Origin of the sequence: Pseudomonas sp. V98_8 (assembly GCF_029967975.1) — a bacterium.
In the GTDB taxonomy this organism is placed as follows: Bacteria; Pseudomonadota; Gammaproteobacteria; order Pseudomonadales; family Pseudomonadaceae; genus Aquipseudomonas; species Aquipseudomonas umsongensis.
In genome coordinates, this window is record NZ_JASCAE010000051.1 from 37,161 (window position 1) to 49,830 (window position 12,670).

At 60.5% G+C, this 12,670-nt stretch carries 12 protein-coding genes; 3 read left to right on the plus strand and 9 right to left on the minus strand.

Features of this window, described 5'->3' with window-relative positions:
- The first annotated feature begins 108 nt into the window (after nt 1-108).
- Nucleotides 109-1,011 carry a DMT family transporter gene (locus QLG10_RS17085; RefSeq protein WP_188264293.1) on the plus strand — a complete coding sequence of 301 codons (903 nt, stop codon included), beginning with the start codon at nt 109-111 and terminating at the stop codon, nt 1,009-1,011.
- Nucleotides 1,012-1,023: 12 nt separating this feature from the next.
- Here the strand turns inward: QLG10_RS17085 and QLG10_RS17090 are convergent, their stop codons facing one another.
- Nucleotides 1,024-1,533 (minus strand): DUF2165 family protein, encoded by a 510-nt coding sequence (locus QLG10_RS17090; protein WP_042955299.1) that lies wholly within the window; start codon nt 1,531-1,533, stop codon nt 1,024-1,026.
- 174 nt (nt 1,534-1,707) lie between these two features.
- Nucleotides 1,708-2,682 carry a D-glycerate dehydrogenase gene (locus QLG10_RS17095; protein ID WP_020796705.1) on the minus strand — a complete coding sequence of 325 codons (975 nt, stop codon included), beginning with the start codon at nt 2,680-2,682 and terminating at the stop codon, nt 1,708-1,710.
- A gap of 198 nt (nt 2,683-2,880) precedes the next feature.
- On the opposite strand from QLG10_RS17095, the gene QLG10_RS17100 reads away from it, so the two are divergent.
- The gene (locus tag QLG10_RS17100; protein ID WP_110746903.1) at nt 2,881-3,138 is read left to right on the plus strand and encodes a hypothetical protein; all 258 of its coding nucleotides are present in this window, start codon (nt 2,881-2,883) and stop codon (nt 3,136-3,138) included.
- A gap of 59 nt (nt 3,139-3,197) precedes the next feature.
- Here QLG10_RS17100 and QLG10_RS17105 read toward each other — a convergent pair whose 3' ends face one another.
- Entirely contained in the window at nt 3,198-3,947 is a 750-nt protein-coding gene (locus QLG10_RS17105; protein ID WP_110746905.1) for a YkgJ family cysteine cluster protein, read from the minus strand.
- A gap of 105 nt (nt 3,948-4,052) precedes the next feature.
- A complete protein-coding gene (gene norR, locus QLG10_RS17110) occupies nt 4,053-5,600 on the minus strand; it encodes a nitric oxide reductase transcriptional regulator NorR (protein ID WP_248678030.1) in 1,548 nt (515 codons plus the stop codon).
- A 155-nt stretch (nt 5,601-5,755) separates the two neighbouring features.
- Here norR and hmpA point away from each other — a divergent pair, with 155 nt between their 5' ends.
- Entirely contained in the window at nt 5,756-6,937 is a 1,182-nt protein-coding gene (gene hmpA / locus QLG10_RS17115) for an NO-inducible flavohemoprotein (RefSeq protein ID WP_188264294.1), read from the plus strand.
- Between the two features lie 205 nt (nt 6,938-7,142).
- Here the strand turns inward: hmpA and QLG10_RS17120 are convergent, their stop codons facing one another.
- The 5 genes from QLG10_RS17120 to QLG10_RS17140 all read right to left on the minus strand — a co-directional run bounded on the left by QLG10_RS17120 (nt 7,143) and on the right by QLG10_RS17140 (nt 12,469).
- Complete coding sequence (locus QLG10_RS17120) at nt 7,143-7,784, minus strand: PAS domain-containing protein (protein ID WP_110746911.1); 642 nt, start codon at nt 7,782-7,784, stop codon at nt 7,143-7,145.
- Nucleotides 7,785-7,875: 91 nt separating this feature from the next.
- A complete protein-coding gene (locus QLG10_RS17125) occupies nt 7,876-9,003 on the minus strand; it encodes an FAD-binding oxidoreductase (RefSeq protein WP_188264295.1) in 1,128 nt (375 codons plus the stop codon).
- 150 nt (nt 9,004-9,153) lie between these two features.
- On the minus strand, nt 9,154-10,098 hold the full coding sequence (locus tag QLG10_RS17130; protein ID WP_188264296.1) for an ornithine cyclodeaminase family protein: 945 nt from the start codon (nt 10,096-10,098) through the stop codon (nt 9,154-9,156).
- A 125-nt stretch (nt 10,099-10,223) separates the two neighbouring features.
- Nucleotides 10,224-11,714, minus strand: coding sequence for an ATP-dependent RNA helicase RhlB (rhlB, locus tag QLG10_RS17135; protein ID WP_282487733.1), 1,491 nt, complete (start codon nt 11,712-11,714; stop codon nt 10,224-10,226).
- A 98-nt stretch (nt 11,715-11,812) separates the two neighbouring features.
- Nucleotides 11,813-12,469 (minus strand): alpha/beta hydrolase, encoded by a 657-nt coding sequence (locus QLG10_RS17140; RefSeq protein WP_110746920.1) that lies wholly within the window; start codon nt 12,467-12,469, stop codon nt 11,813-11,815.
- Between the last annotated feature and the right edge of the window lie 201 nt (nt 12,470-12,670).

Consider the following 12,670-nt stretch of genomic DNA (forward strand, 5'->3'; position numbering starts at 1 on the left):
CTCCGTAGGCCTTCGCCTGCCAGCCCGTCGCCTGACAAAAGCGCAAGATTATGCAAGTGCGACGCAACGCGGCGCAGGACACTGGTCGCCTATCAAGGAGCCTTTGCCATGAACCTTTCGTTGTACCTGCTGACCGTGCTGATCTGGGGCACCACCTGGATCGCCCTGAAATGGCAACTGGGCGTGGTGGCGATTCCCGTGTCCATTGTCTATCGCTTTGGCTTGGCGGCGCTGGTGCTGTTCGGGATTTTGCTGCTCAGTCGCCGCCTGCAAGTGATGAACCGCCGCGGGCACGTGATTTGCCTGGCGCAGGGGTTGTGCCTGTTCTGCGTCAACTTCATGTGTTTCCTGACCGCCAGTCAGTGGATACCCAGCGGCCTGGTCGCCGTGGTGTTTTCCACGGCCACGCTATGGAATGCGCTGAATGCACGGGTGTTCTTCGCTCAGAAAATCGCTCGCAATGTGCTGATGGGTGGCGCGTTGGGCTTGCTTGGTCTGGGCCTGCTGTTCTGGCCCGAGCTGGCGGGTCACACCGCCAGCCCGCAAACCTTGCTTGGCCTTGGCCTGGCCCTGTGCGGCACCCTGTGTTTCTCGGCGGGGAACATGCTGTCGAGCCTGCAACAAAAGGCCGGGCTCAAGCCGCTGACGACCAATGCCTGGGGCATGGCCTATGGCGCGGCGATGTTGTCGGTGTGGTGCCTGGTCAAGGAGATCCCGTTCGACATGGAATGGAACGCTCGCTACATCGGCTCGCTGTTGTACCTGGTGATTCCCGGTTCGGTCATCGGTTTCACTGCGTACCTGACCCTGGTCGGACGCATGGGGCCCGAGCGCGCAGCCTATTGCACCGTTCTGTTTCCGGTGGTGGCGCTGAATGTCTCGGCGTTCGCCGAAGGCTACCAATGGACGCCCCCGGCGCTCGTGGGCCTGGTACTGGTCATGCTGGGTAACGTGTTGGTGTTTCGCAAGCCCGGCACGAGCACCAAACCCGTGACGGGGAAGCTGGCCTGAGCCGCAGGCTGTTCAGCTGTCTTTTATTGCCGTGAGAAAGATCAGGCCGAAAAACATGTATTCAATATTGTTTTGTGCCCAAATATAGGTGTTGCGGTGAACGGAGTAATCCATGTCGAACCATTCATTGAGTATGGTGACGTATAAAGCCTGATAAACAAAAATACCTGTCACGAGGCCAGCGATCGCGAATTTTTTTGCTTCATGAAACTCGTTGCGTGGTGCATCGAGTTTTCGATAGAGCTGCCAGGTTCCCACCAGGCAACTAAAAGTAAAAATAATTTCGAGTGAAATGATTGCCCAGTAAAAGCGATGATGAAACATGTTGGACGTAATGGACCTGTAGCGCCGTGAGTCGTTGCCCGTGGTGTCGCTCATGCTGATGATGCGCCCGATGTATTCGGCGTATGCCGCATAATCGGTAACATTGTTGGCCAGCGTCATCAAGCCGAATAATGTAGCGGTTAAAACAATAAGTACTTTGCTCCGCCTTATCACGGAGGCGGTGGTGAGTTTATTCATTGGGGTATTCTCCGAGTGCACGCTGGGTGCTTTTTTAATGGCTCGAAGTTTATAGTTGTTCGGGAAAGTTCAGTCGGAGACTACGTTGCGAGTTATGTCGTCTGTACTATTTAATAGCAGGTCGCTTGAAGTTATGAAAAAATGGCACGTCCAACCCGACGTGCCATCGTTCATTCAGCCTTTCCAGACCTGCGGGTTGACCAGGTCTTGTGGGCGCTCACCTAGCAAGGCGCTGCGCAGGTTCGCCAGGGCACGGTTGGCCATGGCATCGCGGGTTTCATGGGTGGCCGAACCGATATGCGGCAAGGTCACTGCGTTTTTCAGCTGAAACAGCGGCGACTCGGCCAGCGGCTCCTTTTCATACACGTCCAGCCCGGCACCGCGAATGCGGTTGTTTTGCAGCGCATCGATCAGTGCTGGCTCGTCCACCACTGGACCCCGAGCGATGTTCACCAGGATCGCGCTCGGCTTCATCAGGGCCAGTTCGCGATGGCTGATCAAGTGTCTGGTCTTCTCGCTGAGCGGAACCACCAGGCAAACGAAGTCGGCTTCAGCCAACAGCTCGTCCAGGCTGCGCATTTGCGCACCGAGTTCCTGCTCCAGCGCAGTCTTGCGGCTGTTGCCGCTGTAGATGATCGGCATGTTGAAGCCCAGCCGACCTCGGCGCGCGATGGCCGCGCCGATGTTACCCATGCCGACAATGCCCAGGGTCTTGCCGTGGACATCGCAGCCGAACAGCGGGGCACCGACGGTGGCTTGCCACTGGCCTGCCTTGGTCCAGGCGTCGAGCTCGGCGACGCGGCGTGCACTGCTCATCAACAAGGCGAAGGCCAGGTCGGCGGTGCTTTCAGTCAGCACGTCCGGGGTGTTGGTGAGCATGATCCCGCGTTCGTTGAAATAGTCCACGTCGTAGTTGTCATAGCCCACGGAAACGCTGGACACGACTTCCAGACTGGCGGCGTTTTCCAGTTGTGCACGACCGAGCTTGCGACCGACCCCGATCAATCCGTGGGCATGGGGCAGGGCTTCGTTAAACTGAGCGTTGATATCACCCTTTTTCGGGTTCGGCACGATGACGTCGAAGTCTTGTTGCAGGCGTTCAACCATTTCTGGCGTGACGCGGCTGAAGGCGAGAACAGTCTTTTTCATGGGCGCAGGGCTCGTCAGGCGGAGAGAATGGGAGGAAAGCTACAAGCTTCAAGCGCCAAGCCGCAAGTCAAAAGCTATCCGCAGCGCGTTTAACTTGAAGCTTGCAGCTTGAAGCTTGTACCTGCCCTTCCGCTATACTGGCGTCTTTCGCGGCTCGCTGAACGGGCCCGACACAGTGTGCATCACCCGGAGCTTTTCATGACTTCCCCGAAACAACCGCCGGTAGCCGACGCCTTGAGCGACGAACAGGCAGAGCTGCCAGACAGCGTCGACTCCAGCGCTGACAGCGAGACCAAATCCGCAATCCCGGCGTTCAAGTTCCCGTTCAAGCCCGGTGAGCTGCAGGCCACCAAGGACGCCAGCCAGCCGTGGTACAAGAACGGCGCCAAGAATGGCCACACCAAGACGCCGGGGATGGCGCCTCCGGGGACTCGCCGTTCGATGGGCAAGCGTTAGGTCTCAGGTTTATCCAGTGTGCTTCGCGAAGGGGCGAATACAGGTGTTGCCTGGTGGGCTCAAGCCTTTCGCAACGAAATGAAAGCATAGTGAGCGGGCGACTCGGTCGCCACCTGCGCACCCGCTGCCAATAGGGGGCCGGCGACATCGTTCCCCGACACATGAAACTGCCATTCGCTTTCCCACGCCGGTAACGTCTGTCCGGCCAATTCGTCGATGATCGTGGCGAACGCGGTCATGTCCGGCAGGTAAGCGGTAAACCCGTCGCCCTTGAGTGCAGTGGTTCGAATCTCCAATAGCGCGCATATCGCATCCTTGATGTGGATGTCATCGCGATCCGCCTGGCGAGAGCGCTGGATCAGGTCCGCCAGTTGCGGATCCGCCAGCTCTCCACCGACAATCAGCGGCGGTCCCTGTTCCCATGATTGCGGCGGACATTCCTTGGCAGCGATGTTCAGGGGAATGTGCGGATTGATCTCCATCGGATAGATGCGGCACACCAGCGGCCGGCGTTCGTAGATGCGGCACAGGTTGTCCTGGTCAAGATGGCGGCAGGCGCCGGTGCTGTAGGCGGCAAAAGTGATGGCAACGAAAGCCTCGCAGGTGCCGCTGCGCACCACTGCCGAGCGCCGTTCGGCGTGCTCGCGTTGCTGAGCCGGCAGGCCCAGGCCATTGCCCAGGAAGGCTTCCACCAACACGATGACCTGGCCACCGTCGGCCGCCCACATCCGGGCTTCTTGCAGGGTCAGGGGCACGTGGTGGTCATTGCAGCATTTGCCACAGCCTACACAGGAAAACGTCGTATTCATTGGGCGGTCAGTCGCATCCGGGGGCAGGCAGCGGCGACAGAATGTCGCCGCGAAGATGGCTCTCGAAGCAAGTTATGCGCCACTCGCAGCGATTGCCCCCGGTGCTTATTTCATCCCCAGGCGCTTGGCCATCCGCCCGAGGTTGGCCCGATCCAGGCCCAGCTCGCGGGCAGCGCTCGCCCAGTTGTGGTGGTGTCGTTCAAGGCAAGCGCCGATCAATTGGCGCTGATAACGCTCGGTGGCTTCGCGCAAATCCCCGGTCACCGTTTCGGCTGCAGCGGTGGGTTGCTCGGCGCTGACTTCGACGTTGCCATGGGGCAGATCGAGGTCGGCGGCACTCAAGCTGAGAATTTTCGGTCGCTCCTTGCAGTTACCCAGCGCCTTCAACGCACTGCGGCCGATCAGGTGTTCCAGCTCGCGCACATTGCCGGGCCAACCGTAGGCCAACAACGCCGCTTGGGCATCGGTGCTCAGGCGCAGGCTGTTGAGGCCCATGCGCGAGCGGTTCTGTTCGAGGAAGTAACCGCTGAGCAGCAACACATCGCGCCCACGGTCACGCAGTGCCGGTACCAGCAACGGGTAAACGCTGAGCCGGTGATAAAAATCGGCGCGGTAGCGACCACTGCGCACTTCTTCGGCCAAGTCGCGATTGGTCGCTGCGATCAGTCGCACATCGACCTGATGCTCCTTGTCCGAACCCAGCCGCTGTAGCTGACCGCTTTGCAGCACGCGCAGCAATTTGGCCTGCACGGTCAGCGACAGCTCGCCCACCTCATCCAGGAACAGCGTGCCGCCATTGGCCAGTTCAAACTTGCCGCGTCGGTCGTTCAGCGCCCCGGTAAAGGCCCCGCGGACGTGCCCGAACAGCTCGCTCTCCACCAGCGTATCCGGCAAGGCAGCGCAGTTGAGGCTGATAATGGGTTTGTCGGCACGCGGCGAGGCGGCGTGGATAGCCTGGGCCACCAGCTCCTTGCCCACCCCGGTTTCCCCGGTGATCAGCACCGTCAGATCGCTGCCGCCCACCAGGTTGATCTCTTCCACCAGGCGTTTGTGCGCTTTGCTTTGACCAATCATTTCGCGGCTTTGCTGGCCGCTGGCCTGACGGTATACCTCGGCGCGCTGGTGTTCGTCTTCGACCCTGTTGTTCAAGCGCTCGATCCGTTCAGCGGCGTTGACGGTAGCTGCCGCGAGGCTGGCGAAAGCCTCCAGGGCATCGAGCTCGATCGGTTCGAACTGTTCCGGGTTGAGGGCGTCGAGTGTCAGCAGGCCCCACGGTCGCTCATCGATAAACAGCGGGCAACCCATGCAATCGTGGACTTCCAGATGATCGTCCAGGCCATCGACCAGGCCGTCATACGGGTCGGGCATATTGCTGTCAGCGGCAAACCGCGTGGGGCCGGCGCTGCTGAGCAGTGCCTCAAAACGCGGGTGTTCGCTGACCTTGAAGCGCCGGCCGAGGGTATCGGTGCTCAAGCCATCGACAGCCAGCGGCACCAGCCATTCGCCATCGAGGCGCAGCAGGGCGGCGGCATCACAGGGGAGCAGGGCGCGCATGGCTTCCAGCAAGCGTCGATAGCGTTCGCCCTCGGGGAGTTCGCGGGACAGGTCCGCCACCAGTGGCAACAGCGCAGTAAGCAAGGATTTTGCAGTCATAGTGACTCCGTGTAGTCGATAAGACTATAACCTGCTGTGTGTCGTAATGACTACTGCGCAATTAAGTAATTGATTTTTAAGGTTTTAATAGTTGGCACGGAAACTGATAAGTCTAAGGCAACTGTTAAAAAAACCCGTTGCCCAGGAGTCACCTTATGCTGAGCGTTCAAGACCGTGCCATCGTCAAGTCCACTGTGCCATTGCTTGAAAGCGGTGGCGAAGCGCTGATCACTCACTTCTACCGGATGATGTTGTCCGAATATCCGCAAGTCCGTCCTCTGTTCAACCAGGCTCACCAGGCCAGCGGTGATCAACCGCGCGCCCTGGCGAACGGTGTATTGATGTACGCCCGCCACATCGACCAGCTTGATCAGTTGGGCGATCTGGTGGCCAAGATCATCAACAAGCACGTGGCCCTGCAGATTCTGCCGGAACACTACCCGATTGTAGGTAGCTGCCTGCTGCGGGCCATTGCCGAGGTGCTGGGCGAAGAAATCGCCACGCCTGAAGTGATTGCGGCATGGGGAGCGGCTTACGGTCAACTGGCGGACATCCTGATCGGTGCCGAAACCAGTATCTACGACCAGAAAGAGCAGGCACCGGGCGGCTGGCGCGGGGCGCGGGAATTCATCGTGGCGGCCAAGGTCGAGGAAAGTGTGGAAATCACCTCTTTCTATTTCGAACCGGCTGACAAGGGGCCTATCCTCGCCGCCGAGCCAGGCCAGTACATCGGCATGAAACTGATCCTTGATGGCGAAGAGATTCGTCGCAACTATTCGCTGTCGGCGTTGGCGAACAAGGGCCAATACCGCATTAGCGTCAAGCGTGAAGATGGCGGGCGAGCCTCCAATCACTTGCACGATCAATTGCATGTAGGGGCGAGCATCCAGCTGTTCCCGCCATCGGGCGAGTTCACCCTGAGCGCCAGTGACAAACCGCTGGTGCTGATCAGCGGTGGCGTCGGCATCACCCCGACCCTGGCCATGCTGGAAGCGGCCCTGGAAACCGAGAGGCCGGTGCACTTTATCCACTGCGCACGCAATGGCAGCGTCCACGCCTTCCGCGACTGGATCGACGGGCTGGCCGAGCGTCACCCGCAACTCAAGCGTTTCTACTGCTATGCCGAAGATGACGGCGTCAGCCCGGCAGCGCACAAGGTCGGGCTGCTGAGCCAGGAACAACTGGCGGCCTGGTTGCCCGAAGAGCGCGACCTGGATGCTTACTTCCTTGGGCCTAAAGGCTTCATGGCGGCGGTCAAGCGCCACCTCAAGGCGTTGGGCGTACCCGAGAAGCAGAGCCGCTACGAGTTCTTCGGCCCGGCTGCGGCGCTGGAATAACGGGCTGGGGACGCGCCATCTGTAGGAGCGAGCATGCTCGCGATGAACCTGAGGTCACGGCGGGGTGTCAGGTTTCCCGCGTTATCGTTGACGAACATCGCGAGCGTGCTCGCTCCTACAGGTGGGCCTGAGGTCGCGGCGGGGTGTCGGGTTTCCCGCGTTATCGTTGGCGACCATGGCCATACGGTGTGTTGGTGTCGGATGCTCAGCCTTTGAGTTCCTTCAAATGCTTGTACACCGTCGCCCGCCCCATGTTCAGTACATTGGCCACATAGTTCGATGCGCTCTTGCCCTTGAAGGCGCCTTCGGCGTGCAGGGCCAGCACCAGTTCACGTTTGTGGTCGCGGGTTAGCAGGTTCAGGCTCAGCTGGCGTTCGCGCAGCCAGGCGTGGAGGAAGGTGTTGATCCGCTCCTGCCAGTCATCGCGAAACAGTGCATCGGGCTGCGGAATCAGCTTGGTCGGCGACAGGAACAAGTCCAGCGCGGCCTTGGCATTCTCGAACAGCGAAATATTCAGGTTGATGCACAGCACCGCCAGCGGGTGTCCCTCGCGGTCGCGCAGCACGGTGCTGAGACTGCGAATCTTCTGACCATCCCAATTGAGCTTTTCGTATGGCCCGATGTTGCGTTCGCTGACATCGTCGCTGAGCATGTCCTCCAGGGCCGAGTCGTCACCGATTTCCCGTTTCGACAGGTTGTTGGCGATGTAGTCGACCTTTTGCGTGCGCAAATCGTGCAGCACCACTTCGGCGTGGGGGAAAAACAGCGTGGCGATGGCATCGGCGATGGCCCGGAAGTTGTCCAGGGACGTCTCGTTCAGGACCGGATCTTGTTCAGGTGCGTTCATACAGTGGGGCTCCGGGCAGCTTCAGCGCCCCGTCAAACAGGACGCTGAAAGTGTGCCGCAATCGAATCGGCGCGTCACCTGAGGACTGCAGTCAACCCAGGCGGGCAGGGGACAGCATTGCGGCATTCAGACCGAAGCGGGTGAGGGGTTCGGGCAGGGGTTCACCGCGTACGAGCGCGGCACTGGCCTGGCCCATGGCTGGCGAGGTCTGGATGCCGTAGCCGCCTTGTGCCGCCACCCAGAACAACCCCTGCACCTGCGGATCGAAGCCGGACAGCAAGTCGCCATCGCTGACAAAACTGCGCAAACCAGCCCAGGTTCGGGTCGGGCGGCGGATGGTCAGGGTGGTGGCTTCCTCGATCTGGTAGATGCCCATGGCGATGTCCAGCTCTTCGGGCTGCACGTCGTGGGGGTCGACCGGGTCTGCGTTGGCCGGCGAGCCGAGGAACATCCCGGCATCGGGTTTCATGTAGAAGGATTCGTCGAGGCTCACCAGCATCGGCCAATGGTGGATGTCCACGCCCTCGGGGCCGGCGAAGATGAAGGCCGCGCGGCGCTTGGGTTGCAGGCCCAGGGGCCGGGCACCGGCCATTTCACCGATCTTGTCGGCCCAGGCGCCGGCGGCGTTGATGATGACCGGCGCGCTGAAGGTCTGGCCCTGGGTTTGTACCTGCCACAAGCCTGCGGCATCGCGGCTCAGGCTCAGGACTTCGCTGTCGGTATGGACTTCGCCCTGATTGCGGCGGATGCCACGCAGGTAGCCCTGATGCAGGGCATCGGTGTCGATGTCGCTGGCAGTCGGATCGTAGATCGCGCCGTGGACTTTTTCCCGGCGCAGGATCGGCACGCGCACGCAGGCCTCATCGGCGCTCAGCAATTGCATTTCAGGGACCGTGGCTTTGGCGCTCAGGTATTGATTGTTCAGTTCGGCCGGGTCGCCGGTAAAGTCCACGGTCATCTCGCCGCGCGGGGTCAGCAGCGGGTGTTCGCAGAAACCGCTTGGCGGATTGTCGAAGAAGTCGCGGCTGGCCTGGGTTAACGCACGCACCTGAGGTGTTCCGTAGGCGGCGGTGTACAGCGCCGCCGAGCGTCCGGTGGAGTGATAGGCCGGGTGGGACTCGCGTTCGAGCACGATCACGCGTGCGTGCTGCGACAGCCAGAAACCGGTGGAAGCGCCGGCAATCCCGCCGCCGATGATGATGAAGTCTGCCTGGCTCATGAACGTCTCCTGATGGGGCGCAAATGCCAATGTTGTCGAGATTCTCTGTGGGAGCGAGCCTGCTCGCGAAAGCGTCGTATCAGTCAACATCAATGTTGAATGAACGATCGTATTCGCGAGCAGGCTCGCTCCCACAAGTGAATTGGGGTGTCAGGGGTGTAGGCGGTAGATGGCATTGGCCAGCGCAATGTCCTCCAGGCCCAGGCCGATGGAGCGGAAGAACACATGGCGCTCATAGTCGGGGCGCTGCACTTTCTCGCTGAGCAGGTCGGGCAAATCGCCAACAATCGCATTTCTATCCCAGCCATGCTGCTCGCCCGCAATCAGCATCTCACCGGCCGAACCCGGGGTGGTCATACGGTAGTCGCAGAATACCTGCATGTCATTGAGGCTCTGCGGCGGCACCTCATGGGCGCGCGGCGCGTTGGTGCTGATGGAGGTGATCAGCGCCGGTTTACTCAGGCTCGACGGATCGATCACCGGACCTGCGGACGAGGTGCAGAGCATGACGACATCCGCGTCACTGATGGCGGCCTCGAGACTTTGCGCGATGGTCAGGCGCGGCTCGATGGTTTTGAGCAGGCTCACCGTTTCAAGGTCTTCACTCAGGCTTGGCGAGTACAGGCTGATGCTTTGCCAATCGCGCAGGCCTTTCACGTAATGCAGGTGCGCCTGGGCCACTTTGCCGCTGCCGATGATTGCCAGGCGATTGGCGGTGAGCGGCGCGAGGGCATCGACCGCCACGGCGGTGGTTGCAGCGGTGCGGGCCGTGGTCAGCTCGCCCGCATCGCAAAGCATCAGCGGCTGCCCGGTTTGCATCGACATCAACAACGTCCACGCCGTCACCAGTGGCCCCTGTTCACGGACGATGTATGGCGAAGTCTTGATTCCGTACACGCCGTCTTCGGCCAGCACGCCCAGGTAATTGATGAAGTCGCCGGCACCCTGTGGAAACTCCACCAGTTGCTGTGCCGGCTGCACCGCTTGCCCGGCGGCCAGGTCGCGGAACAGCTTGCGCAGGATTTGCGGCACGTCCACCTGTGCCAGCAACTCGCGGGCCTGGGTCTGATTGATCACGTAAGGGGTGCTGGGCATGGTCGGCTCCGGGCGCTGGAATGTAAACTAATTTGTCTATTATGGACTTTTAGATATCTCTGGCAATCTCCGGGCGAAAAAAAAGCGCAGTCCGTTTCCGGCTGCGCTTGTTACTGCAAGGGGGCTCAGTGCGGCCGCTTGCGCTCAACCGCCCGCAATAGATGCGTCGGCGGTGTTTCACAGCTGATTTTGCGCCCCAGCTTTTCCTCGATAGCCGGTAGCTGGTAGGAGTCGTCTTCACCGGCAAAACTGATGGAAACGCCGTCGGCACCGGCACGGCCGGTACGGCCGATGCGATGCACGTAGTCGTCCGGGACTTCCGGCAGGGTGAAGTTGATAACGTGGCTGATGCCGTCGATATGGATACCGCGACCTGCCACATCGGTGGCGACCAGCACGCGGATCTTGCCTTCGCGGAAACCTTCCAGGGTCTTGATGCGCTTGTGTTGCGGCACATCACCCGAGAGCTGCGCGGCGTTGACCCCGTCGCGCACCAGGCGTTCTTCGATGCGGCGCACTTCGTCCTTGCGGTTGGCGAAGACGATGACCCGCTCCCAGCCGTTGTCGGTGACCAGGTTGTAGAGCAGCTTGTATTTGTCGGCACCGGCCACTGCGTAGATGTGCTGCTCGACGTTTTCGCTGGCCACATTCTGCGACTCGATCTCGACGATGGCCGGGTCGGTGGTCCACTGCTTGGCCAGGTTCATCACGTCATCGGTGAAGGTCGCCGAGAACAGCAGCGTCTGACGCTCGTTCTTTGGCGGGGTCTGGCGAATGATCTGGCGCACCTGCGGGATGAAGCCCATGTCGAGCATGCGGTCGGCTTCGTCCAGCACCATTACTTCGACCATGTCCAGGTGCACGTCGCCGCGCTGGTTGAAGTCCAGCAGGCGACCTGGGGTGGCCACGAGAATGTCGCAGTGACGGGCTTCGAGGTGCTTGAGTTGTTTGTCGAAGTCCATGCCGCCCACAAACGTCATGACGTTCAGGCCGGTGTACTTGGTCAGGTCCGCCGCGTCCTTGGCGATCTGCACCACCAGTTCGCGAGTCGGTGCGATGATCAGCGCGCGCGGCTCACCCATGTAGCGCTCTTTCGGCGGCGGGGTCTGCAGCAGCTGGGTGATGATCGAAATCAGGAATGCCGCGGTCTTGCCGGTACCGGTCTGCGCGCGGCCGATGGCGTCTTTGCCGGCGAGGGTGAAACCCAGCACCTGGGCCTGGATCGGCGTGCAGTACGGAAAGCCCAGGTCCTGGATGGCATGCATCAGTTCGGGGGCAAGTTTGAAATCGTGGAAACGGGTCTTGCCTTCCTGGGGTTCGACGACGAAGTCTTCGAGTTTCCAGGGGATGACCGGCGCTTTCGGCTTCGGTTCGCGGCGGGGTTTGGCGGGTTTCGGTGTTGCGCTGAGTGGCTGCTCGGGGGCAGCGACCACCGCAGGCTGGACGGCCGCCGTGCTCGCGGGCTCATGTTTCGGTGCCGCTACGGCGGTGGTACGGCCAGGCTGACTACCGTCGGTGCGGTGGCTGGGGGCGTGAGAAGGAGCGCTGGGGACTGGCGCGAGTTGCTCAGTCTCGCTTTTACCGAACATTTTCTTGAGTGCTTTGAGCACGGTCATCTCATCAATTGGTTAAGGAATGTACGCCGGCCAGTGTAATGCAAGAATCGGGCGCGGCGTAGAGGGATGGATCAAAGGGCGTTTTTAAACGTCATTGTTTAGCGCAGGCGCTCGTCGAGCCACACGCCGATGTCGCGAATTTCCTCGGGTAACACTTCATGGCCCATTGGGTATTCCTGCCATGTCACGGTGACACCACGCTGTTTCAAATGCTCGTAGGCGCTACGTCCCATCGAGTTTTGCACCACGTCATCGTACTGGCCGTGCAGCGAAAGCACCGGAATGCGCTGCTGGCTGGCGGACAGTTCCAGCGTGTCGCTGAAGGTCGGTGCATAAGTCGAGAGGGCAAGTACGCCACCCAGCGGGCCCTGCCATTTCAGAAACGCGGTGTGTAGAACCACGGCGCCGCCTTGGGAAAAGCCGGCGAGAAAAATTCGCGAAGCGTCTATTCCGGTGGCGCGCTGCTGTTCGAGCAATTCGATTATCCAGTTGGCCGACTCTTCCAGCTGCTCGCGATTGATCGCCCGTGCCGGGCTCATGGCCAATATGTCGTACCAGCTCGGCATCTCGTAACCGCCATTGATGGTGACGGCGCGGGTCGGTGCCTGGGGCAGGACGAATCGTGTACTCAGCAAAGTCTCCTGCAGGGCTTCGGCCACTGGCAGGAAGTCGTATCGATCGGCGCCCAGGCCGTGGAGCCAGATAACGCAGGCATCTGCGGTCTTGATGGGTTCAAGAATCAATGGGTTGGTCATGGCTGCTCCAAACATGTGCGGGCGCTCTCATTGAGTGCGAGGTCTGAGGGCGTCTCTGGTTGATCAGTTACGAAGATGTCGCAAGGTTACAAGTTTTGCTATTGACCTGTCGCTTAACCGCTTAAGCAGTCGGTGTGGTACGGGCTTTGCTATACGCAAGCTGGTACGAAAATCCCACATCTGTCGGTAACACTATCAGGC